Annotated in this window: 27 protein-coding genes and 2 pseudogenes; 23 read left to right on the top strand and 6 right to left on the bottom strand. The window is 33.3% G+C overall.

All coding sequences use genetic code 11. From position 1 onward, the window contains the following. Positions 1-6: 6 nt before the first annotated feature. Both AM499_RS07750 and AM499_RS07745 read right to left on the bottom strand, forming a co-directional pair. Positions 7-600, bottom strand: a complete 594-nt coding sequence (locus AM499_RS07750) for a replication-relaxation family protein (RefSeq protein WP_053589663.1) — start codon at positions 598-600, stop codon at positions 7-9. Then, positions 539-1810 carry an FtsK/SpoIIIE domain-containing protein gene (locus AM499_RS07745; RefSeq protein ID WP_053589662.1) on the bottom strand — a complete coding sequence of 424 codons (1272 nt, stop codon included), beginning with the start codon at positions 1808-1810 and terminating at the stop codon, positions 539-541. Before AM499_RS07745 ends, AM499_RS07750 begins: the two co-directional genes overlap by 62 nt. Before the next feature lie 260 nt (positions 1811-2070). On the opposite strand from AM499_RS07745, the gene AM499_RS07740 reads away from it, so the two are divergent. The 6 genes from AM499_RS07740 to AM499_RS07715 all read left to right on the top strand — a co-directional run bounded on the left by AM499_RS07740 (position 2071) and on the right by AM499_RS07715 (position 10218). After that, complete coding sequence (locus AM499_RS07740) at positions 2071-2292, top strand: helix-turn-helix domain-containing protein (RefSeq protein ID WP_053589661.1); 222 nt, start codon at positions 2071-2073, stop codon at positions 2290-2292. Between the two features lie 460 nt (positions 2293-2752). Further along, positions 2753-5338 (top strand): hypothetical protein, encoded by a 2586-nt coding sequence (locus AM499_RS07735; RefSeq protein WP_197275605.1) that lies wholly within the window; start codon positions 2753-2755, stop codon positions 5336-5338. Positions 5339-5358: 20 nt separating this feature from the next. After that, positions 5359-5796 (top strand): hypothetical protein, encoded by a 438-nt coding sequence (locus tag AM499_RS07730; RefSeq protein ID WP_053589659.1) that lies wholly within the window; start codon positions 5359-5361, stop codon positions 5794-5796. A gap of 772 nt (positions 5797-6568) precedes the next feature. Continuing rightward, positions 6569-7204, top strand: a complete 636-nt coding sequence (locus AM499_RS07725) for an HD domain-containing protein (protein ID WP_082355201.1) — start codon at positions 6569-6571, stop codon at positions 7202-7204. Beyond that, positions 7201-9084, top strand: a complete 1884-nt coding sequence (locus tag AM499_RS07720; protein WP_053589657.1) for an ABC-F family ATP-binding cassette domain-containing protein — start codon at positions 7201-7203, stop codon at positions 9082-9084. Before AM499_RS07725 ends, AM499_RS07720 begins: the two co-directional genes overlap by 4 nt. Before the next feature lie 21 nt (positions 9085-9105). Continuing rightward, entirely contained in the window at positions 9106-10218 is a 1113-nt protein-coding gene (locus tag AM499_RS07715; protein ID WP_053589656.1) for a conserved virulence factor C family protein, read from the top strand. Positions 10219-10269: 51 nt separating this feature from the next. Here the strand turns inward: AM499_RS07715 and AM499_RS07710 are convergent, their stop codons facing one another. After that, on the bottom strand, positions 10270-11151 hold the full coding sequence (locus AM499_RS07710; RefSeq protein WP_053589655.1) for a LysR family transcriptional regulator: 882 nt from the start codon (positions 11149-11151) through the stop codon (positions 10270-10272). Between the two features lie 132 nt (positions 11152-11283). Between AM499_RS07710 and AM499_RS07705 the strand changes: the two genes are divergently transcribed. The 5 genes from AM499_RS07705 (at position 11284) to AM499_RS21840 (ending at position 13980) form a co-directional block, all read left to right on the top strand. Further along, positions 11284-12048 (top strand): alpha/beta hydrolase, encoded by a 765-nt coding sequence (locus AM499_RS07705; protein ID WP_053589654.1) that lies wholly within the window; start codon positions 11284-11286, stop codon positions 12046-12048. A 111-nt stretch (positions 12049-12159) separates the two neighbouring features. Further along, on the top strand, positions 12160-12411 hold the full coding sequence (locus AM499_RS07700; RefSeq protein ID WP_053589653.1) for a hypothetical protein: 252 nt from the start codon (positions 12160-12162) through the stop codon (positions 12409-12411). Between the two features lie 36 nt (positions 12412-12447). Next, positions 12448-13149, top strand: a complete 702-nt coding sequence (locus tag AM499_RS07695; RefSeq protein ID WP_053589652.1) for a DUF421 domain-containing protein — start codon at positions 12448-12450, stop codon at positions 13147-13149. Positions 13150-13193: 44 nt separating this feature from the next. Beyond that, a complete protein-coding gene (locus AM499_RS07690) occupies positions 13194-13619 on the top strand; it encodes a hypothetical protein (protein ID WP_053589651.1) in 426 nt (141 codons plus the stop codon). A gap of 220 nt (positions 13620-13839) precedes the next feature. Continuing rightward, a complete protein-coding gene (locus AM499_RS21840) occupies positions 13840-13980 on the top strand; it encodes a hypothetical protein (RefSeq protein ID WP_172794332.1) in 141 nt (46 codons plus the stop codon). A gap of 200 nt (positions 13981-14180) precedes the next feature. Here the strand turns inward: AM499_RS21840 and AM499_RS07685 are convergent, their stop codons facing one another. The 3 genes from AM499_RS07685 to AM499_RS07675 all read right to left on the bottom strand — a co-directional run bounded on the left by AM499_RS07685 (position 14181) and on the right by AM499_RS07675 (position 15429). Beyond that, entirely contained in the window at positions 14181-14540 is a 360-nt protein-coding gene (locus AM499_RS07685) for a YybH family protein (RefSeq protein WP_053589650.1), read from the bottom strand. A 47-nt stretch (positions 14541-14587) separates the two neighbouring features. Then, the gene (locus AM499_RS07680; protein ID WP_053589649.1) at positions 14588-14935 is read right to left on the bottom strand and encodes a hypothetical protein; all 348 of its coding nucleotides are present in this window, start codon (positions 14933-14935) and stop codon (positions 14588-14590) included. Between the two features lie 137 nt (positions 14936-15072). Beyond that, positions 15073-15429, bottom strand: a complete 357-nt coding sequence (locus AM499_RS07675; protein WP_053589648.1) for a hypothetical protein — start codon at positions 15427-15429, stop codon at positions 15073-15075. A 349-nt stretch (positions 15430-15778) separates the two neighbouring features. Here AM499_RS07675 and ssb point away from each other — a divergent pair. The 12 genes and pseudogenes from ssb to AM499_RS07615 all read left to right on the top strand — a co-directional run bounded on the left by ssb (position 15779) and on the right by AM499_RS07615 (position 24128). Then, positions 15779-16227 (top strand): annotated as a pseudogene (gene ssb, locus AM499_RS07670) (single-stranded DNA-binding protein). 259 nt (positions 16228-16486) lie between these two features. Then, positions 16487-16681: an XtrA/YqaO family protein gene (locus AM499_RS07665; protein ID WP_442853784.1), complete on the top strand. Its 195-nt coding sequence runs from the start codon at positions 16487-16489 to the stop codon at positions 16679-16681. Further along, positions 16678-17493: a hypothetical protein gene (locus AM499_RS07660; RefSeq protein ID WP_053589646.1), complete on the top strand. Its 816-nt coding sequence runs from the start codon at positions 16678-16680 to the stop codon at positions 17491-17493. The genes AM499_RS07665 and AM499_RS07660 overlap by 4 nt, the downstream gene beginning before the upstream one ends. Before the next feature lie 243 nt (positions 17494-17736). Continuing rightward, entirely contained in the window at positions 17737-18660 is a 924-nt protein-coding gene (locus AM499_RS21640) for a hypothetical protein (protein ID WP_156316771.1), read from the top strand. Positions 18661-18674: 14 nt separating this feature from the next. Next, positions 18675-18878: a hypothetical protein gene (locus tag AM499_RS07650; RefSeq protein WP_053589644.1), complete on the top strand. Its 204-nt coding sequence runs from the start codon at positions 18675-18677 to the stop codon at positions 18876-18878. Positions 18879-18967: 89 nt separating this feature from the next. Continuing rightward, positions 18968-19588: pseudogene (locus AM499_RS22020) on the top strand (phage terminase large subunit); the annotation flags it as partial. Positions 19589-19687: 99 nt separating this feature from the next. Next, the gene (locus AM499_RS07640) at positions 19688-20125 is read left to right on the top strand and encodes a BrxA/BrxB family bacilliredoxin (RefSeq protein ID WP_053589642.1); all 438 of its coding nucleotides are present in this window, start codon (positions 19688-19690) and stop codon (positions 20123-20125) included. Beyond that, entirely contained in the window at positions 20122-20901 is a 780-nt protein-coding gene (locus AM499_RS07635) for a class I SAM-dependent methyltransferase (protein ID WP_053589641.1), read from the top strand. Before AM499_RS07640 ends, AM499_RS07635 begins: the two co-directional genes overlap by 4 nt. Before the next feature lie 392 nt (positions 20902-21293). Then, complete coding sequence (locus AM499_RS07630; RefSeq protein WP_053589640.1) at positions 21294-21869, top strand: YpjP family protein; 576 nt, start codon at positions 21294-21296, stop codon at positions 21867-21869. A 65-nt stretch (positions 21870-21934) separates the two neighbouring features. Further along, entirely contained in the window at positions 21935-22879 is a 945-nt protein-coding gene (locus tag AM499_RS07625; protein WP_053589639.1) for a thymidylate synthase, read from the top strand. Between the two features lie 21 nt (positions 22880-22900). Further along, positions 22901-23392 (top strand): dihydrofolate reductase, encoded by a 492-nt coding sequence (locus AM499_RS07620; protein WP_053589638.1) that lies wholly within the window; start codon positions 22901-22903, stop codon positions 23390-23392. After that, on the top strand, positions 23385-24128 hold the full coding sequence (locus AM499_RS07615; RefSeq protein ID WP_053589637.1) for a lysophospholipid acyltransferase family protein: 744 nt from the start codon (positions 23385-23387) through the stop codon (positions 24126-24128). Before AM499_RS07620 ends, AM499_RS07615 begins: the two co-directional genes overlap by 8 nt. The last annotated feature ends 19 nt before the right edge of the window (positions 24129-24147 follow it).

The raw sequence follows: 24147 nt of genomic DNA, 5'->3' as shown, positions 1-24147 counted from the left end.
CTCCTCTTATTTAATGTCGTGAATTGTATATACCTTCACCTTTAAACCGCCACAAACCTGTTCTAATTGCTTCCTACGGTATTCTGTCGTAGTTACCCATACAAGTGTTGGATGATATCCATATTGCATTATAAGGCTTTCTAATAGGTTTTTGTAACGAATTATTTTCGCTCGGTTCTCTTTCATCGCTTGCAAATTGTCGACTTCTAAAAAGTGATAAAATCCATTTCTTGTGAAAACTGCATCAGCGACAACTGAAGCTTTTCCGTTCGAAATTTTGACCTCGTTTTTCCAATCTCTCGGACATTTATAAAACAACCAAAATTGATTACGCATAACAAAATGCTGAACATGATTTCCTTTTTTTCGTATCTTGTCACAATCCACATAATCACGACCAATTTTAGATAAATAATAAATAGTTTGATAACCTTCACGAATGCTCATAAGGTGCTCCGATAAGTTTCGTAAAACATAATTCGTATTACGAACCGTGCCTAATTTAAAGTATTGATTGAGTTGGTCACGTGTCATGAAGTCAAATTTCTTCAAAAGTAACAGTATTTGTTCTTCTCGTTGACTCAATTGTTTCACTGTCACGATATACCTCCTTCAAAATGTGAGGTTCAATTCGTTGTTGAATTGTTTTATTTGAAATAAAAGGTGATTGCACGATATATCGTTTTACATTGTTCTTATATATTCCTCGACCTGGAATGTCGGGCAATTTGTCAGCTCCGCTTTCATCAAGTACCACTCTCGATGCTGTATCTGTATCAACAACATAGCATAAACGAGCTATAATATTTCTTTTAGTTTGTGACGGTATGACTTGAGCCGTCGGGTATTGGGTACAAAAAATGAGGTAATAGCCAGCTGAACGTCCTCGCCTAGCAATATCTGTGATAATGGCCATTGCTTTTCCGTATTCAGCTAAATCTGCCGCTTCATCTATGATGATGATATGACGTTTTTTTAATCCAGCTTCTTTAACATCTTCAAAACCGTTATCAACAACATTTATAAATGATTTGTTCATATCAGTTTGAATAGCTTCCAAGACTTCTTCAGCCTCTTTAGGGTCACGTGAGTAGTATTTTACTTGCTTGCAATTTCTGAATCTGTGGAAGGCAGAACCGCCCTTTAAATCGATTAATGATAACTCTGCGTTTTCAGATTGTTGGTCGATCAGTAATGTTGTAATGAGTTTCAAAATAGCACTCTTGCCATATCCTGTTGCCCCGGCGATGATTAGATGTTTTGATTTATCAAAGTCGTGCCAAATAATATCCCCATTTCGTGTAAATCCGATTGGTACTGACCACGTACCACGCTTCAAAAGACTTTCATTCCAATGAATCTGTTTTAGTATTGGTTTGTCATAGATGCGAATAATTAATAATCCGTCAAAATCCAATTCAATTTCTTTTGTTTCACTCAGCTTTTTCTTCCACAGATCTTGCAGTTGCAGGATGACATTCCCGTCAAAATTAAGTGACTTTAAATCTGCAAATGTAATACGTTTTCGCCTGTTATTAATCCCATCTTGTAAGGTATCTATTTTGTTTAAATAATCATTAAAACTACGTCCAAGCGGAATGCGATATTTATATTCCCACCCCCAATCATGCTGTTTCTTTCGGATTAATTGAGTTGTAAGCGTATCTTTTCCATCCGTTACATTTAATCCGCTCAACGAGATAATTCGTTGAATTTTTCCGTTGTCATTAGTCACGAGTCCTTGTTTTTTTACGTATGCCTTCAACGCAATTCCACCCATAAAAGTTGTAGTCAGAATTTCAAATATCATTTTACATTTCCTCCTTTAATTCTAATTGCCACAGGGGTTCTCTTACGTAGTAAGAGTTGCAGTAATCCGGAAAATAAAAATCGTTACCAAAAGTAAGATATTAAAGGAATTTGCTATTTCCAAGTAGAATGAATGGAGTAGTGATTAAAAATGAAATCGATTAGGAAAGGTATCTGGTTACATCATATTACGAACCTCGTAAAAATATATCTTGTCCAATAAAATATTCTTACAATCGTCGTAACAAAGGGGGGATGTGAATGGTTCGTGAAATAGAAATTAAATTACAACGATTGTTATTAAATCACAAGATGACTTATCAGGAATTATCTAAATTAACTGGATTGTCCACACGAACTATTTCTGAATTAGTTAACAACAAGCAAGAAAGAATATCAAAGGAAGCGATATGCAAAATAGCGGAGGTTTTTGAACTCGAGGATATACGTGAGATAATTGATTTTAAAAATGAAAGCAAATAATACTTGGACAATTATAAAAAGTACATAAGAAAACCCAACCGCATGAATATGTGGAAGTGCCATGTATGTAATCTCTATTTCAATGCACAGCTAATATTAGCTGTGTTTTTTCTTGTAATTTCAACCCATATTCCAACCCATTTTTTATTCTATAGAAAAAGCACCACCTCTAAAGAGATGATGCTTTTATGGAAGAACCTCTCGTTTCTTAACGGTTCTCGTGGGTTTAGCACACAATGATCCCGACTGGGTTCGAACCAGCGACCTCCAACCTGTCAAGGAGGAAGAGGCGACTAAATCAGGCACTCTAAATAAATTGAAGGTGTCATTAATCCTATCAGCCCTAACACGTCTATCGCTTCCTCTGTTTTCGACAAGTTTTTACCCCTACTGTAAATTTTTGTTTATTTGTCAAAGGTAGTAAGATAAAATAGAATAAACTGAAAATTTATTCGAGGTGATGAAATTGACTTTACTAAATTACTTTTCCCACTCCGAAGTTAATTCGGACTATTGGCGGGAGTTGGGTACTGCAGTAGATTTAATCGAAGATTTATCTAAAGATGAGTCTATGATGAATCTTCGGTTAGATGCCTTATTAAATAGAATGACTGTCGATAATATGAAAGAACTCGCTGGACTTTATCAAGTTGAAACAGAAACCGATATTTCAAAAGAAAATATGGTTTCTAAATTTAGGATTCTGGATAAAATTTGCAAAAAAGAAATCTTATTGTTGCAAGATTTTTTAAATCGAAAAAAGCGTGCAATTGATGAGATATATAGTTTGAAGGCTCCGGGCCAGATTAATCTTCAATCTTCTTTAGCTAAGGTTAAATGCTTATTTCTTACCTCACCAAAATTGTTAATGGAGGCGTTTACATACTTTCAGTGGAACGAAAAAGGTTCTGGAAGTGTACATACATTCAACAAAAAAATTTCTTTTACAAATATTCTAAAACTCACATCTGAGTATAAAACTACTTTTTCAGATAAGCTTTTCTTAAAATCAATGAAGAGTAATCACTTTAAAATTCATTCATATTTTTTATTGGATAAGAAAGAATTGATTTTAAATATTTACAAACAGGTTAATGACAGTCCTAGACCCGACTTTGATAGGGCTATAAGAAATAAAGAAGTTTCCTCTATTCTCTTGAGGATAGACTCGGAAGAAAATATAGTTGAATTAAAAGGAGCAAACAAGACAGACGAGGGACACATTGTTTCATATCTAGAGGATACCTATTCAGTTAAAACGTCGAAAGTACAAACAGGTGTATATACAAAATATGATCCAACAGCAATTACTAATGCATTTTTGACTGGTGAATCAGTTTCAAAGGAGAAAACTTCTGACCTTTTAGTTACTAAAATTTCATTCCGGAGCAGCTTGCTAAAACGAAGCCCAAAAGTATCCATAGAACTTGAAAATGAAAGTATATGGCCTTCAATAGTTGACGCACAACGAAAAAATATACTGAGTATAAGAAGCATCAAAGACATAGAAAATATTATGGCCCAGCTAGAAAGTAAAAAAAGACTAATACGTAGTAACATATTACCGAATGGTAATGTAATTTTTTCATTTGATGATAGCCGAATGGATAACGAATTGAAACTGAGTTTTAAAAACGAATTCCACAGTTTGTTTGGAATTCCTTTGTTTCAGGAGATTTCTAATTATGGATTTTTTGAAGGAAAAATAGACAAGCTTGATTATCTTATGTCCTTATCTAATCCTATAGTATTATCAACTGAAGACCAGTCACTTTTTGATGAATTGGTTTCCAAAAAATTAATTAGAGAAAGACAGAGTTTAATCCTTACTTGTAAGTCGTGTGGTGATGTGACAGACGTTGGTGATTTCACTTATGATACCGCTTCTTTTAATTGCGAGTGCGGAAACACTGAGTGTTTTACTAAAAGGAGTACCAGTATAGAAGTGGATATAAATACTGTTACCGCAGTAACAAAAAAGCAATTCAACCTTTTATTTAAGTCGCTCGGCTATACGGATAATCCTAAGTCATCCACAATTAATATTAACGATGAAAAGCATAAGTTTATTAGCTACCATAATCATGAAACGAATGAAATGATCCAATTATTTATTACAAGTGATTATATTCGTCCTTCTTTTATTAAACGACTTTCAACTATGATGATTCCAACACTTATAATAACTGTAGGTATGGTAGAAGAAACGATTCAATCGCTTAGGGACCAAGGCGTTTATCCGATTAACTTTGGAAAAATCTATTTATCCAATCAACAGGATCTATTGAGCCACTACCACGATAATGTTGAAAGCATCAAGCTCCAGTCAAAGACAAAAATAGCCGAGTCCGCTGACCTTGCTTATATCTCTGTTAAGAAAACTCTTGGAGAGCCAAATGAGATTGATTCTTCATATAATGATAAGATTTTTGAAGATGACGTGTTCGCTCTACTAAAGGATTTAGTTCCGAATGGGGAAAAATGGGGGAAAGAAAAAAGCGGCAAAGCTTATCCAGAAGGAATTTTCGCTATTTCAGCTAAAAATGAAAGAAAAGGTGACCTTAGAAGAGTTTTTTCATATGACTGTAAATTTACTAGGAGTGAAGTAGGTTACGATTTGAAAAGGGAGGAAAAGCGGAAAGCCGTAGAATATGTTGAGAAATTGAATGATAACGAATATGTCATTAACTATAGTGACAAAAAAGAATTAACGGCACACATTTTCGTTTCAAATAGATTCCAAGAACCACAAAAAAACGGAATGAGGGATTTTTTCAATGAAGTGTTAGGTGAAGACTATAATACAAAGCCTGTTTTTTTAGATGTTGATTGTCTTCTATACCTTCATGAGTCGTACAGAAAGAATGCTGAGCATATACATTCCAACAGGAACCTTTTCTATGAACAGCTCATATTATTACTAACTAGGGAAATAATAAACAAGGATGAAATCGATAAAATCTTTAAAAAGTCGTTGGATAAGGACCTTGAAGAAAACAGGAACCTAGACACGAAGAAAGTAACTGATTCCTTTAAGGATTACTAAAAAACATGGGGGTGTTTCATATGGTTCAATTATCTGTTGATGAAAAGGCTTCAAGGAAATTTTCCAATTTTTTTGGTCACATTATCCAAGAACAGATAAAAACCTATTATAACCCTGATTTTTTGATTCACTTTGATACTAAATCGTATAGTTTTTGCTTTCTGGAGAATGAAATAATTATTAGTACAATCGAAGGAGAAAGAATTGCTGATATCAATCGAGTTGATTATAAAGAACTTATTCCTGATTTCTTTCTTACTTCCTTACTTGCTCTGGACTATGCACCTTCCCGAGTTAAAAGATATAAAAAAATAGGAGTGGAACGCTTGCGCCTTGAACTTGCAGATGAATTAAGGTTGGGTGGAATAACTGCTAAAAATGCAAATGCAAATGCAATATGGAATGATTATCAAATGAAAATTAAGATTTCCCCTACTTTTCACATGGAAATAAAATAAACTTAACTAAGGTATTTCAATGCGACTTAAAGGAAATTAATTTCCCATAAGCTTTTTTAACGAAGGATGCTTTTAGATTTTGAGTATAACTAATGAAAGCTACCACAATGTCCAGATGATTCTATTCTACCTATTTATTACTTTGAGTGATAGGAGGTATACATATTAAGTATTAACAACAATCGAAATTTCCGTGCCGTTTCATGGGTCGCAATCACTCATACAGGCCCGTGTGAAGGTCTCTTGCCAAAAAGGTTAATTGCACCTATTTTAGGTGCTCTGTAAAGACGTAACCTTAAAAAAATTTGTTGTTTAGATTTACGATATTAAAAACCGCGACCACTTTTTTGACCACTTTTTTTATTTTTCCATATAAAGATACGAACAATAAATTTGTAAAACCCTTATTCTGGTGGGATTTTTAGTTGTATTCTTTCGTATTTATGGTAATGGGTGATGGGCGGCATGATGTAATAAATATATCATCCTGATTTATATTTAAAGCACCTCTTAATGAGGTGCTTTTTTTCAAATTACACTTACACATTCCTGTACATACGCCGCCATTTATTATTTTCTTTAGCCCCAATTTTAGCCCCAATTAGCCCCAATAACCTGCTTTTTTATGCTTTATCTTGCATTGTATTATTATTAGTGTTTCTACAAAAACCTTGATATTACAAGGATTTAGCGATAATAATACATCTTAATACAGTTCAACTATGTTATTGTATATAATAAGAAGATGAGTTCGTTTAAGGAGTTAGATAGGATGAATACAATTGAAAAATGTGAACGATTAGTCAAAGAAGTGTACAAGCATTTTGATGCTAGTCACGACTTTCAACATATTGAAAGAGTTAGAAAGAATGCATTAGAAATTTTAGAATCATGTGAACATGCAGAACAAGAAATAGTTGAGCTTGCAGTACTATTACATGATGTCAGTGATCCTAAATATGCTAATGACAATGAGAAATCCGAAGAAAATCGAATTATCGATTTACTACATTTGCCAGATGATAAAGTAAGCCATATAAAAGAAGTAATTCGATCGATTTCATTTAATGGTGGAAATGAAGTAGAGCCTAAAACAATAGAAGCGAAGATTGTTCGAGATGCTGATAGGTTGGATGCAATAGGCGCGGTGGGTGTTGCTCGTACTTTTGCCTATGGCGGAGCAAAAGGTAGAAAGCTTTATGACTCTCGTGAAACACCTAGAGCAAATATGTCCGCAGAAGAATATAGATCAACAAAAACAGCTTCTGTTACTCATTTTTATGAAAAATTATTATTACTTGCGGATGGAATGCTTACGGAAAAAGGGAAAGAGCTTGCGCAAGAAAGACATGCTTTTATGGAGTCTTTTTTGCAAAACTTAAGAAAAGAAACTGGGGAAACGATATGAGTCATTTAATAATTTCAAACTTAACGAAAACAGTTGGAGAAAAAACACTGTTTGAAAATATAGCATTTACGATTAATAATCAGAACCGCGCAGGATTAATAGGGATAAATGGTACCGGCAAGTCTACATTTCTATCTATTATAGCGGGGCAGTTAGAAGCGGATTCAATAGAGCGTGACAATCCAAACAAATATCGAATTGCTTATTTAGAGCAGCAGCCTATCTTTGAGAAAGAGGAAACGGTCCTTCAAGCAGTATTTGGTGGAGATTCACCTATATTAAAAATAAACCGTGAATATGAAGAAGCGTTAGTTGCTTTAATGGAAGACTCCAACTCAACTGCATTACAAGATAAATTGATGAATTTACAATCACAAATGGATGACCTACAAGCTTGGGATGTAAATGCATTAGCGAAAACAGCATTAACGAAATTGGGTATTACCCAATTTGAAGATTCTGTTTTACATCTATCTGGTGGTCAGCAAAAAAGAGTTGCACTTGCAAAAGTATTGATTGAACCTGCTGACTTACTTCTATTAGATGAACCAACTAACCATTTAGACAAAGAGTCTACGGACTGGTTACAGGAAATGCTTCAACGGGTAGAAGGTGCCATTATATTTGTTACACATGATCGCTACTTCCTCGACGCTGTCGCAACACATATTTATGAATTAGCTGATAAAACGCTATACACGCATTCCGGTAATTATGCTGATTATTTAGAGTCTAAAGCGATTCGTGAAGAAATGAATGCATCTTCTCAACAAAAATTACAAAATCTATACCGCAACGAATTGAAATGGATCCGAAGAGGGGCAAAAGCAAGATCGACGAAACAAAAAGCTCGAAAAGATAGATTTGAAGAAATAGGATCAAAAATAGATCGTGACAATTCTAATCAGAATTTAGAAATGGAGCTTGCAACGACAAGATTAGGTAAGCAAGTACTAGAAGGAAATTCTATTACTAAACAGTTTGGAACGAAAAAAATAGTAGATGAATTTAATTTTCTTTTACAAGCTGGAGATCGAATTGGAATTGTTGGACCAAATGGGGTAGGGAAAAGTACAGTTCTGAAAATGCTTGCTGGTGAAATACCAATGGATTCTGGTGATATTATTGTTGGTTCAACAGTAAAGCTTATGCATTTTACGCAACAATTACCTGAAATGAATGAGCAGACGAGAATGATTGAATATGTTCGTGAGTCTTCTAATTTAATCGAAACGGGATCTGGAGAGAAATTTTCTGCTGCCCAGATGCTTGAAAGATTTTTGTTCCCTTTAAATACTCATGGTACACAAATTGGCAAGCTATCTGGTGGAGAGAAGAAACGACTAGTTTTGTTAAAAATGCTGATGGAACAACCTAATGTGTTATTACTAGATGAACCAACAAACGATTTAGACATTCAAACATTGTCCGTTTTAGAAGACTTTATGGAAACTTTCCCTGGCGTAATAATTACTATTTCCCATGATAGATTTTTCTTAGACAGAATTGCGAAAAAGCTGTGGATATTAAATGGAGATAGTACTGTCAAAGAATGGTTAGGGATATATTCGGATTACTTAGAGGAACAAAAAATGAATCCTTCACAATTGGAGGAAGTTAGAGTAGAAGAAATCGAAATAAAAACAACGACTAAAGAGAAGAAAAAACTGTCCTATAAAGAACAGCGTGAATTTGAAACTATTAGTGTCGATATTGAAAAGGTAGAAAAGCTTATAGCTGAAATAGAAGAAAAACTTTCAAAAGCCGGCTCAGATTTTACTTTACTACAAGAGTTAACGGAGCAATTGGATAAGGAAAATGAGAAATATGAGCAATTAATCGAACGTTGGTCTTATTTAGAAGAGCTTGCTTCTTCTTAAAAGATAATTGGAGGGTACAAAGTGAAAATAATAACAATTGAACCAACACCAAGTCCGAATACGATGAAAGTAGTAATCGACAAAGAACTACCATTTGGCAAAAGTCATAATTATAAAATAGATAATATCGATGGAGCACCAATTGAAATCCAAAAAATTATGGAAATCGAAGGTGTGAAAGGTGTTTACCATGTTGCAGATTTCTTAGCACTTGAAAGAAACGCAAAGTTTTCTTGGGAATCCATTTTAGCTTCTGTTGAAAATGTTTTCGGTGCTGAAAATGATTCTACTATTAGTGAAAAGCCAATAGACCACTACGGTGAAGTATATGTACATGTACAACAATATAAAGGCATCCCTCTTCAAGTAAAAGTTTTTGACAGTGAATCTGAGTCACGTTATGGTTTATCCGAACGATTCATAAATGCATTGGATACCGCGATGGAGGGTGACAAAGAAAATTATATCTTATTACGCAAGTGGGTAGATTTCGGTGTTCGTTACGGAGAGCAAAAAGAAATAGGCGAGCAAATAGTTAAAGAGCTTGAAGCAACATTTCCGCAAAGTAAACTTCAACAACTAATTGATGAGAAGGATCATCCTAGTGATGAAAAATCTGCAATTCGTGTTCCATTTACATTGGAACAATTTGAAGCGAGCGAATGGGAACAAAGATTCCAATTACTTAATAACTTGATCAATCCCGAATTAATAGATTTACCAATATTAGCTAAAGCAATTCAAGACGAGCAGGTGTCCATTCGCAGACTTGCTACCGTTTATCTAGGATTAATTGAGGATGAGGCAGTAATTCCTTATTTAGAAATAGCGTTAAAGGATAAAAGTGCAGCTGTTAGAAGAACTGCTGGAGATGCAATGAGTGATTTAGGATTTGACCAATTTGCAGATGCGATGAAGGTTGCTCTATTCGACAAAAATAAACTAGTTCGTTGGAGAGCAGCAATGTATTTCTATGAGGTAGGTACTATTGATGCACTGCAGACACTTAAAGAAGCAATCGATGACAAGGAATATGAAGTTAAACTCCAAATTCGAATGGCTATTGCTCGAATTGAAGAAGGGGAAGAAGCAAAAGGTTCCGTTTGGAAGCAAATGAATGATGCTCGAAAATAATAAAAACGATAGAAAAAAAGAAGCTTTCCTCTCAAGAGAAGAGCTTCTTTTTTATTGATGCAGAAAATAATTAAGTACAAAATGCTGAAATTGTTTGGCAGCAGGAGATAAATAACGATTTTTTACTACCGCCATTCCAATAATCCTCTCGCATGTAACTTCCTTTACACGTAGTTTAGCTATTTTATTTGAATTTATTTCTCCACCATCAGGAAGTATAGAAAAACCTAGCCCTGCGGCAACGAAGCCAGCAATAGTAGCTACTTCATCCCCTTCAAAAGAAATATTTGGAGTAACACCTGCTTCTTGAAAAATCTCATCTGTTGTTTTTCGAAGAGCATACCCTTTTTTCATAGAAATAAATGATTCATCTGCTATTTCTTTTAGCGTAATGCTTTCTCGATTAGCAAGTGGATGATTAGTTTGTACAATAACATAAAGTTCATCACGCCATAACTCTGTCCATTCTATTGAACTTTCTTCAACCATCGAAGCGAGTAAGCAAAGGTCCAAATCTCCTGTAAGTAGTTGTTTTAATTGTGTATGTGTATGATTTTGTGTAAATTGAAATGTAATCTTTGGGAATTGCTCGTGAAATGCCCGAATAATATTTGGAACGGAACTTGTACCAAGTGTATGTAAAAATCCAAGGGACACTTCTCCTTCCTCCGGATCAATCAATTGTTTTATTTCTTCTAATCCCTCGTTCATCTCCTTCAAAATTCTCTCCACCCGAAGAAGAAACATATGACCATAGCGATTTAATACAATAGACCGACCTTGTCTATCAAATAACGGTACACCTATTTCCTCTTCTAGTCCCGCTATAGAGCGACTCAAAGCTGGTTGGGAAATAGATAACATTTCAGCTGCATGTGTCATATGTTGTATTTTTGCCAGTTTATGAAAATATTCTAAACGTTGCCATTCCAAAAAAATCGACTCCAGTAATTAATGCATTTTATGCATCATTTTGATACAAATAATAAATTATACTTTATTGGTTGTCAATGATAGTATTATCTTAATAATTTAACACTTTAACTTGATAAAGGGGAAATTCCAATGAAAGTAGTCGCACCTAAATCTTTAACGTTTGAAGGAGGAAAGAGAGCTGTATTATTACTTCACGGTTTTACTGGTAGCACAAAAGATGTAAAAAGATTAGGGGAATATCTGCAAAAAAGGGGATATACTTGCCATGCTCCAATGTATAGCGGGCACGGGATAACGCCTGAAGAATTGTTACAAACTAGTCCGTTAGACTGGTGGAAAGACGCTGTTGAAGGTTATCATCATTTAAAAAATAAAGGATATGATGAAATAGCCGTAGCTGGTATTTCATTAGGTGGTGTATTTTCATTAAAAGTTGCGGAGGAATTTCCAGTAAAAGCAGTTGTCACTATGTGTGCACCTATAAAGAGAAACAGTTCAAATGGTTTGTTTGAAAGATTATATAACTATGCGAAGATATATAAGTCTTTTGAGGGCAAATCAAGAGATGAAATTATAGAAGAAATAGAAGAATTAAAAAATAGACCGCTCGATTCATTAAATGGAATTACAGAGCTAACAGAAATTACATGTGAGCAATTGAACTCCATCACTTCACCAACACTTGTTCTTCAAGGAGCATTAGATGATCAAATTTATAAAGAAAGTGCAACATTTATCCATGAACACGTGGAGGCAAACGAAAAAAATATAATTTGGTATAAAGAGTCTGGACATATTATTACTGTAGGAAAAGAAAAAGATAAAGTATACGAGGATGTCTACGAATTTTTAAATCAAGCAGCTTGGTCGGATTCTATTTACAAATATGCTTAAAATGAAACACCTTCGAACATTTGAAGGTGTTTTTACAATTTAGGAAAAAAATGAGTAAATAATTGAAAATAAGCTAATAATAAAAAGACTTAGACGGAGAAGAGGGAGTATATGAATGAGCAAAATGAAAAAGAAGAACAATTAGTTAAAGATGAACTACATATCACCTATCATTTCTCCGTATTGTTCACTATTCTAGGAAGTTTATTTATTTTCTTATTGTTAAGCAATAAAGTAGAGAGCTTAAATTTATTCATTATTGTTCTTTCTATAACAGCTGGAGGACTCCCTTTAGGTCTTAGTGGTGCATTTTTAGATTATAAAGTTTCAGAATATAAAGCAAAAAACAATAAAGTTCTATAATAAATTAAGTCGTTGGATATGAAGTGGGGAGTAAAAATGGATTTTTTTTATGGACAAGAGTCTCTGACAGCAATCCAGTGGATATTGCGAGCAATTGTTTCATTCGGTTTCTTGTTACTAGCAACTAAAGTTATGGGAAGGAGATCTATCTCTCAGTTAAGATTAATTGATTTCACTATTGCTTTAGTACTTGGAAACATATTAGCACATCCACTATCGGACGAAAAATTAGGATTAGAAGGATCCCTTATTACTACAGCAGTATTAACTATTTTGTATTTGACTATTGTACTTTTGAGTTTAAAATCAAATACTTTTAGAAAATGGCTGGAGCCGAATCCTTTTCCTTTAATAAAAAATGGAGAAATAAAGTATAAGGGTCTGACGAAAGCAAGAATTACATTGGACCACTTATTATCCGAAGCAAGAAAAGCAAGTATAGAAGAAATTGACCAAGTAGCTCTAGCAATCTGGGAGCCCGATGGAACAATCTCTTTTTTCATGTCACCGCAATTTCAACCTTTAACTCCATCTGATATGAAGATGGTTAAAAATCCTTTTTGTTTACCATTAACAGTTATAAAAAATGGTAAGGTTGAGTACAAGTATTTAAAACAAGCAGGTAAGGATATTACTTGGTTAGAGAATAGAGCGATAACACTAAATGTACCTATACATGATATACTATTAGCAACGATTGATAGCAATGAGGAACTGAAGGTCTATTTGTATAAATAACAGTGTTCGAAAGTGAAAATTCTTAATGTAGATGGGGGATAAGGATGAAATTTATTAAAGTTCTTTTAAGTATTATAGTTATTGTAGGAATAATAGCTATTGCTGCATACTATTTTGCTCCAAAACTAGTTGCAGATCAAGTAATGGATAAGGTAGCAGTAGAATTAGAAAATAGTGGTCAGCTCGAGAATATTAAACAAGAAATCAGCAATGATCCTCAGTTACAGGCGTTTATTGAGGAAGGTAAAAATGTAGATAGTAGCAAACTTCCATTCCAAACAAAAGAAGAAGCAACTAGAGTATTAGCCAAAAAGTTTAAAATCAGTGATATTCAAGATATTCAAGCAAAAGCACAAGATGGTATGTCAGCAGAGGAAAAACAGGAGATTTTTAATAAACTTGAAAGTACTTTAACAGAAGAAGAAATGTTAGCATTAAAAGTATTAGCATATAAGGAACTCTCTAAATAATCTTTGAACCAACTTAAAAAATGATAGCAAATCACGAAGTTATTTTGCTATCATTTTTTTCTTTGTATTTATTTTTATACTTTATTTGGTGTAGGGTTATTAGTTCCCTTAAGAAAGAAATGATGAATCATAAACATTTCGAAATTTTTAAATGTATTATGCATATTTTTCAGTTTTAAGAGAACATTAACAAGAGTAAATAAAGTATGGAGGGTTTAGAATGAATTATAAAAAATATGTGCTTTCAATTATGACTGTTATTTTATCAACAGGTTTAATGTTTGGATGCAACGGTGTAGATGAAGATGAACCAGATCCAAGTGAAGAACCAACAGAACAGCAAGAAGATAATAGTCAATAAAAGTTTATCCATTAACTAGGGTAGTAAATTACATCGTTCAAAACTGAACGGTGTTTTTTTATTTGGCTCTATTAAGAGAGTTATCAACATTGTGGATAAATTGTGTAAATATTTAAATATTAAAGGTGTTATACGTATAAGATGCAATATGTGAAGTGGAAAAAAGACGTCTAGTAATATAGAACGTCTCTCTTTCAAAATTATTTGGGTAAGGGACTTAAATGCTCGTGAATTAAAAGCCATACACCGGTTTCCTTAACGAAGACATTTGTTGCCCTTCCATGGCCGCTTGCATATTTATCATTGATAAGGCCTTCATAGAAATATGTATAAGTACAAGTTGCTGAGTTACTTCCTGTGAATAGCCAGTGCACTTCTTGTGCTTCATAATTTTCGTTTTTAACAATTGACCATGCGTTTTCAAAATATACCTGTATTTCTTCGTGAGTCGTACAATTTCGATCTGAGAAGAAATAAACAGCATTAGGATGAAGAAGTTTTTTAACTTCATCAAATTTATGAGTGTTTGTTGCCTTGATGTAATTTTGTAATATTTTCAATTTTATACTCTCCTATCGTCTCTAATAAAGACAATTGTAGCTTTTTTTCACTGGTATTTTTTTAATTGTAAATTTCCCTTATTAAATAATACAACTGCATTGAAAGCTTCATATAAAGCATAGAGAGGGTAGCAGAAAGCTAAAAATACAATTACAGTAGGTACTTTTTCCACGATAGGAAAGTAACCAGTTATGAAGCCCTTAACGATAATACCTAAATAAATTAATAAAGGTATTACTAAAACAGCTATTAAAAGAAGCAATGGAGTCATTTTAGTTTCTTTTAGTTTTACATGACAGTGTGGACACTTCATATTAAAAGGTGTTGAAAATTCTTCAAAGTGTTCGATTGTAAGTGATTTTAGACAATTGGGGCAAGGTAGTGAAGTTCTCATGAGTTATTCTCCTTAAATAAAAAATATAGCTTAATAATCATTAAATTGATGCTCTAATATCATTTATTATTCTTAACTGGGTGTTCTGTATATAGGGTAAATTTAAGGTTTAAAATTTACTTGATACTAATTCTTTTTTACTTAAACGCATAATTAAATAATCCAAAATATAAAGGGCCGATTAAGATTATTAAAGTGATCCCGTAAATTGCTAGTTTAATTGATTGTGGTTCATCATCATCTTTTAGCTCTTCATTAAACTTTTTAAAACCAAATATTAAGTGCCATAATAAACCACTAACAAATACAAATTTCCATACAAGTGGATTAAGAATCTGAGTGTTAGTAATATAACCAAATAAACCTATCCAAGTGATTACGGAAAAAACAAAATCTATTATCCAAAAAGTTGTTTTGAAAGCACCTTTTATAAGTGTTCCGATTGTAGCTATTGCTAGAATTCCTAAATAGCATAGCCAAAAAATATTAATCATAATTTACCTACTTTCTCTCGAGTACATCCATATGATTATAGATGAGATTTAATTATATGTGAATAACCTTAATACGAAGTTGGTTCAAAATATGAAATAAAACCAAGATGATAATGACCTTGGTTTTACTGAGGTGAATATAAAAAAGAAGATCAGACTTTCCCAACTGATCCTGGCACTGGCATCACCAGTATAGACAATCTGAAGAAATGATACTATCAAAGGGGTTGTTCAACCAAAGGCTGTCTAGGGGAAAGTAACCTAGGGTTGTCTTATATCATATTCCAAAAGTTTAAGTGTATCTAAGACAAGCAACCCAATAATGTAGAAAGAAAGTAAGGGTGAACACATGATTAATAGAGTTGTTCTAGTTGGGAGATTAACAAAGAATCCAGAGCTTCGTTATACTCCAAGTGGTATAGCAATGGCAAGATTTACTTTGGCAATAAATAGAACGTATAAATATGAATATGGAGAACAACAGGCAGACTTCATTGGTTGTGTCGTTTGGAGAAAGCAAGCTGAAAACACAGCTAATTTCTTGAAAAAAGGTAGCTTAGCTGGAGTCGAGGGTAGAAATCAAACAGGTAAGTTACGAGGGACAAGATGGCAAGCGTGTATATACTGCTAACGTTGTTGCAGATAGCGTTCAGTTCCTTGAACCGAAGAACGTACAGGTTTCCCAAAACTACGGTACTACAAGTCAAGCTCAACAAAACTTGACGGTGAGTGGATGAAGATTCTTTCGCTAATAGCGGAGGAAATATGGAAGTGTCGGATGAAGATTTGCCTTTCTAAAATAAAAATTCACCCATAATTATGCTTGACACTTTCGGTACCCGAAAAGCTGCCATGATGTTCTTAGGAGGTGAGTAATATGAAGAAGCTAATTATTGTCTTAATATTGCAGTGATTTTGTTTTTAGAAGATAAGATTATTTCTATTGTAAACAAGTACCCGCCAATAAACATAAGCAACTAAGATAAATAAAAAAAAGACAGGAGTCCTCCTGTCTGACTCAAGAAAATTATACCACAATGGAGGGGTCTTGGTGAATATGGAAAATATTAAAATAGACACTAGTACTATGAAACTAGAGATTGATATAATGGTACTACCTCCAAGTTGTGTATTAGTTATCTGTGATGGGAAAGTGAAACTTCGAGAACTTCCACCGCATGGGGAATATAAGATTGTGACGCATCAGGGGAAAGTAAAGAGGATGCGGAGGGAAGAGGGAGAAGAGTTTTGAAGGAAAAAGTTAGCAATCTGACAAATAATAAAATTGTATTAGTAATTGCATCTTTAGTTGTTGCCTTATTAATAATTCCTATAGGTTTTAATTTTTTCTTTATGTGGGAAAGTGGTTTCGCAAAAGGGAATACAAGTGATTGGTTTGTTTTATTTGGCGGGATATTTGGTGGATTAATCGGTGGTTTTTTTACTTACCTAGCATTAGTTTTTAATTTAAAATCCGAGAAAGCAAAAGAAAATATCACGAGATTAGATTTTATTAATAGAAGTATACAAAGAAGTATCCTGAATAATAAGAATTTCATTGATATGACGTTGAAAGAATTTTACAAAATCCGTGGTTCGGTCGGAGAGGATCTAAAAGTAAAAATTGAAGAAGAATCATTTAATTTTGATTTTAGATTTTCATCACTAAATGACGTAATAAAAGATCCGGAACTAATGAGTCAAATAGATTATTCCGTATACAAAAACTCTCTGGATAAATTAACAGATATTGCTTCAAATTATGAAAAGGAATTAAGGAAGGATCTAATCAATTTATCTGGTAGCGATTTTTTTGATTTTCAATATGAAATAATGATGTTTTGTTTATTGCTGAAATCATCAATTGATCCATACTTAACAAATGTTTATGAGAATGATCTAGATTTACTAAGTAATTTTATTGTTTTTGAGGATAACTTTGGTTTTTATGGTGTAGCAAGAAATATAAGGGAACAAAATGATGATTATTATGAGGAATATATAAAAAACGATCATTATGGTGAACTTTTGAGAAATGCAATTTTACCACATGTTAAAGGTTGAACTAGTCCATTCAGCCAACTAGAGGACAACTTTTTATTACAGCAATCGCTGTGTCATTTGTTGTCCTTTTAAATTGATGTAGAACTCTTGTTCTGATATAACTGAACTAATAATAATGATAGTAAATAGGTAGTATTTTAATATTGGAAACTGATATTATAGATTGAATTAGGGGGGGGAAGAGTTGTTTTTTTAAGTATTTCCGCATATCAAAAACACTATCAAGGTGTAAATTTATTAATATTGTTTTTAGTGATTTTGAGTTCTATAAAATTTCAAGATCTGAGGATAATAGTAGGTTCGATTTATTGTTTTTTCTATATTTATCAATATCAGTGGTTATATAAACGGAAGGATGAATTTATTAGAGAGGAATCTTTTTGGAGTATAATTACTCAAATCACTCTGCTTCTTTGGATTTCAACCGCACTCATTTGTTCATTAAATATAAGTAAAATGTCTGCTTTGATTACCTTAATTATTTGGATTTTTTTCTTGATTAATCTTTATCTATATTTAAGGGTAAAAATTTTAGTTAATTGGTTCTCTTATCTAGTTATGTTTTTCTTTATGTACCTAATAAATTTATTTTTAATATTATTTCAATTTATTATTTTTCAAGAGGCTTTCCAAATTAGTAGCATGCATTTATTTACTACGGTTTATATAATTACAATATTTTTACCTGTAATAATAACTTCACTAGAAGTAATAGATAAAATAAAGGAAATTAAAGTTGCAGTTTACGGCTGGGTTGCCATAATAACAATTATTTCTTCATTATTATTTTTATTTCAGAATGATATTGAGAAATATATTCTAGGAGAAATAATCTTAAGCGATTTTAAAGAGAAAGGGACTTTAAAATTATATTTAGATGAAGAACAGAATATTATGGAAATAGAAAATACTATAAGGGAACTAGACTTAGAAGAATACTTTAATTTGAGGGATGAATCAGGTTATTATCTTCCTAGTGAAATATTAGCTAATACGATAGTAGAGGAAGCCAGAGATACATTAAGTTTATTATTAGACTATGCATTTAAATTATTATTTCTTCCACATATTATTGGAGCATCACTTTCGTGTTTTGTAATAGAATTGAAAGAACGTAATGATTGGAACAAGAAAAGTAAAAAATGCATATATAGTTCTGCCAACTAACTGGAGGACAACACTTGATTACAGCAAACCCTGTGTCATTTGTTGTCCTCTTTTTTATTTCACAAAAGGGAGAGAAGAAAATGGGAATGATGCAAAGTGAGTTAATCGAAAAAGGGTTAAAACAGGCTTTTATTCATGAGATAGAGGAAGAGAATACTAGGAGAAGCAAAAAGAAAAAAGAGCGTTTGTCACGTAGGGAAATCGAAGATTTAATGTGAGATTGAAGTTCTACTTTTTAACATTTACTCCACTCCTATTTTTTTCTTCTAATCGCTCCTCCTACACGTCTGTAAGTTTGTCGATTACACTGAATAACGATCTATTCCTCCTGGAACTCATTCGTTTTCGTCAAATAGCGGATAAGTTGAAGATTAATAAACCAATGTACATTTTATCTGGAGCAACACTTGGCACAATTCAAAACAATATACTGAATGAGCTTACGAATAAGTATGGCATTACATTCAAGTTTGATAAGCATAACAACTTAACTTTATTTGGCGTGTATGTTATTCAAGCAGGACATTCTACTATCGCTCATTTAGATAAAATTCGTGGTATGACTGCTAATGGTGCTTACGTTAATGAAGCGACACTTGCAAATGAAGAAGTATTCGATGAAATAAAGTCGCGCTGTAGTGAAGGTGCAAGACTTCTTGCAGATACTAATCCAATCCACCCAGAACATTGGTTGTTGAAGGATTACATTCAGAATCCGGATTCCTAAATATTGTCATTCTCTTTCGGTCTGGATGACAATACTTTCTTACCTGAACGATATAAAAACAACATGAAGAGTTCAACTCCAACAGGCATGTTTTACGATAGAAATATCAAGGTCTTTGGGTAAGTGGTGAAGGTGTAGTTTATTGATTTTGATAGAAATGTTCATACAATCAGTCGTGAAAAATTAAGAGAGGTTTCCATCGTCCATACACGTGAAACTTTATGAAAGCAGTATAATAGATAATATAATTGTTATGCTGTTATAATAGGATATCGAAACTAATTGAAAGTAGGAGAATTGATGAACGCGTACGATGAATATATGAAACAAGTAGTAAAACCAATGAGAAGTGAGTTAACAGATGCTGGGTTTACAGAATTAATAACCCCTGAGGATGTACAGAATCATATGGCTAACGCTGAGGGAGTATCCTTAATAATGATTAACTCAGTGTGTGGATGTGCTGCAGGTTTAGCAAGACCAGCAGTAGTTGCCGCAGTTAATGAGTTAGACAAAAAACCGGATAATCTAGTAACAGTATTTGCCGGACAAGACCAAGATGCTACAGCGACTATGAGAAGTTATTTCGAGGAGATTCCTCCAAGCTCACCTTCAATTGCAATATGGAAAGATAAAGAATTGGCATACTTTATCCCACGTGAACAAATAGAAAGTAATTCGATGGAAACTATTAAAGATCATTTGTCCGGTGTGCTTACCCAAATCGTTTCTTCATGAAAACAATCGTAACTACAGCTGGAAGAACAAATGAATCATTTATTGATAAAGCACAAACTATTGCAACTGAGCTTTCTTTATCTTATGTAAATCGGAGTAAGAAATCTGTAAAAGCTATGCATGAACAATATGACTCGGATTTATTAGTAGTTAGCAAGGAAAGATTAGAGTTCTACGCTAATGGCTCAAATACTCCTTTTTTCTTTCATCCAAATTCCGCTGCATTTCGGTTGAAAAGGCTTCTAAAAGGGGAATCCGATTCTTTTTTAGAAGCAACAAATCTGAAAAAAGGGAATAGTTTTTTCGACGCAACTGCTGGATTATGCTCGGATAGCATAATTGCTGCTTATGCAACTGGGGATATGGGTACTGTTTATGCATGTGAAGTAAATGAAATCATTGCCTATATTGTATCAGTTGGTTTAAAAAATTATGAGACTGATTTTGTTGAGTTAAAAACATGTATGAGAAATGTGAAATTAGAACATGTGAATGCTGTGGATGCATTAAAAGCAACTGAAAGCAACTCATATGATGTAGTATATATGGACCCGATGTTTGAAGAGTTAATTGAGGAGTCCTCAAACTTTCAACCACTCCGAGCAATTGGGCAACATCACTTATTAACACTGGAGTGGGTGGAAGAAGCCAAAAGAGTTGCAAAGAAAAGAGTAGTTGTAAAAGCTCATTTCCGTTCGGATTTATTTGAAAGATTTGGATTTCATAGACTTACCCGACAGACCTCTAAATTTCATTATGGCATCATTGAAATATAAAGAAACGCTTTGCTAAATGTAAAGCGTTTCTTTTTAGTTGTTGTCTGTATACCTAGAAGCCATATGTGTATCGAAAAAAAGAGAGTTGTGACTATCATCACAACTCTCTTTTATAAAAAAACACGCGGAAAAATCTGTTCAAAACAAACCGAGAAGTTTGAACTTAGTCAGTAAAGTTTAGAGAAGTTAAATATCCTAATAAAAATAAAAATCCAATTCCAATTACTAAGCTTGTACTCATAATAAATTCTCCTCCTTATTCAAAAAACGTACTGTATGTTTACAACATTTATTGTACAATGAAAGAGAGGATTTAGAAACCTTTTGTTCTCCAAAACGTTTATAATCATAATGGGTCTTTAAAAAATGGTCAAAATTGAAGGTGATATTTGTTGAAGAAATGGATTAAAAAATCAATTATTATTACGGTAGCATTGCTAACATTCGGTCTAATCTCTCCGGATCATCTTATTTGGGAGCATTTATTAGACAACAAAAATCCAGAAAAGTCTTTTCATTCAAATGTAGAGAACATCGGTTATGAACAAGTAGAAATTGATGAGGGTCTAGCATTAACGGATTCTATTTCCACAGCAGCAAGAGAACAATCATACATAAAGTTTGGCGAGCGTATAGGTCCTGTAATCCAAAATGAATTTGATGAAATCATCTTCCCACGTATACAGGAAGTGATTGATACAACGGTTGCTAAAATGGCTCAAGATAAAGTCATAAATTTGGCTATAACCGAGCAGCCATCAGGAGAATATCACGAGAAAATATTTAACATTTATAATAATGAAACAAGAAAAGATTTAATCCGATTTCATGTGAGAACAGACAAAAAACCACAAGATGGGTATTATTTTAATTTTCATTATCATCTTGCAGAAGACAAGTATTCAAAGCATTATGCATTAGGAGAAATTTATTGGTCAAAAAATACACCTCCTAAGTGGCTCTCATAAATGAGAGCTTTTTTGTTATAATAGGAAGCTTAGAATGAATAGAAATTAAAAAAAGGGGAATTCCAATGGAACAGTACTTAAACTTATGCAGATATATTAAAGATAATGGAGTTATAAAGGAAGATCGAACAGGTATTGGCACGAAAAGTGTCTTTGGTTATCAGATGCGTTTTGATTTAGAGAAAGGTTTTCCACTTGTAACAACGAAAAAGACAGCATTTCGATTAGTTGTGAGTGAATTATTATGGTTCCTTAAAGGGGACACAAATGTGAAAACATTAATGAAGGAAAATAATCATATTTGGGATGAATGGGCTTTTGAGAAATGGGTAAATAGTCCAAACTACCAAGGGCCAGATATGACCAACTTTGGTGTAAGAGCAGAGAATGACCATACATTTAAGACAATTGTAGAACAACAAATGGAGATTTTCCGTTCTAAAATACTTTCTGATGATCAATTCGCAAATGAATTTGGTGATTTAGGTCCAGTTTACGGAAAACAATGGAGATCGTGGCCAGGTAATGATGGACAAACGATAGATCAAGTTCAAAATCTTATTAATCAGTTGAAAAACAATCCTGATTCGAGAAGACATATTATTACAGCATGGAACCCTGCAGAAGTAGATGATATGGCACTACCACCATGTCATTCTTTCATGCAGTTCTACGTGGCAAATGGGAAGCTATCCTGTCAACTGTATCAACGAAGTGCAGATGTATTTTTAGGTGTTCCTTTTAATATTGCTTCGTACGCATTATTAACACATTTAATAGCAAAAGAATGTCAATTGAAAGTTGGAGAATTCGTTCATACACTTGGAGATGCTCATTTATATTTAAATCATATGGATCAAGTCGAAACGCAGCTACAACGGGAGCCAAAAAAGTTACCTACACTCTTACTTTCTGAAGATAAAAATTCTATTTTTGACTTTGAAGTAGAGGATATTTCTTTAGATGGATATGATCCACATCCTCGTATTAAAGCACCTATTGCGGTGTAAGGAAGTAAAGGAGATAAAATGATGATTTCATTAATCGTAGCACATGATCCAAATAGAGTAATCGGTTTAAACAACGAGATGCCTTGGCATATTCCTGGAGATTTAGCTTATTTTAAAAATAAAACGATGGGCAAGGCAATGGTAATGGGTAGAAAAACTTTTGAATCGATAGGAAGAGTTCTTCCTGGAAGAAAAAGTATTGTGATTACAAGAAATCCCTCTTATAAGGTAGAAGGTGCAGATGTAGTAAGTACGATCGAAGAAGCGATTAATATTGCTAAGGATTTCCACGAGGAAGTTATGATAATTGGTGGAGAACAAATTTTTAGAGCAGTTTTACCAAAAGCGGATAGACTCTATATAACATTTATACAAAATGTTTTTGAAGGGGACACTTTTTTTCCGACATATAGTTCTGATGAATGGGACCTTGTTGATACTTCGGAAGATTTTCAAACGCCTGAAGGCATTACATTCGCCTATTTAGTTTACGAAAGAAAGGTAAATGACTAAGTTGTATACCTCTTTAAGAACATTTGGGTTTTTATTTGCTTACTTACCTGCAAGTATGCCGATACTTCATCAAGTAAAAGCTCAAAAAAACGAATTGTCTATCGAAAAGTATGATGAACTTGTGCAACAAACACCAAAAAGATGGGCTTCTGGAATATTAAAAAGAACAAAAAGTACATTCGAAGTTACTGGTCTAGAAAATATTCCAACAGGACCAGTACTTTTTATAAGCAATCATGAAGGAAATTTTGATATCCCAGCATTAATCACTTATATACCTAAACCTTTTGGATTTATATCCAAAATAGAAGTGAAGAAAATTCCATTAATAGCAAAGTGGATGACTGAGATGAACTGCATTTTTTTGGACCGAACTGACAGAAGAAGCGCTTATCAGTCTATAAATGATACTGTGAAGCAACTTAGAACTGGCCATTCTATTTTAATGTTTCCAGAGGGGACGAGAAACAAAGGTAATGGACTCGGACAATTTAAATCAGGATTTGTTCGAATTGCTAAGGATGCAGGAATACCTATTGTACCAATTGTTATACAAGGTACATCAAATATTATGGAGAAAAATAACAACAAAATTCGTGCAGCAAAAGTTCAAATTTCTATACTACCATCATATAGTGTAGAAAGTATTCAAATGAATGATTCTAAAATTGTCTTAGAAGAGGTTTATTCTATTATTAGTAACCGTTACTTTGAAATGAGTATAAATAGCAAATAGTTTACATAACGCTTCACTT

This window comes from Bacillus sp. FJAT-22090, assembly GCF_001278755.1.
Lineage (GTDB): Bacteria > Bacillota > Bacilli > Bacillales_A > Planococcaceae > Psychrobacillus.
Note: the sequence above shows the minus strand (reverse complement) of the source record. Positions and strands in the feature narration are given on the sequence as shown.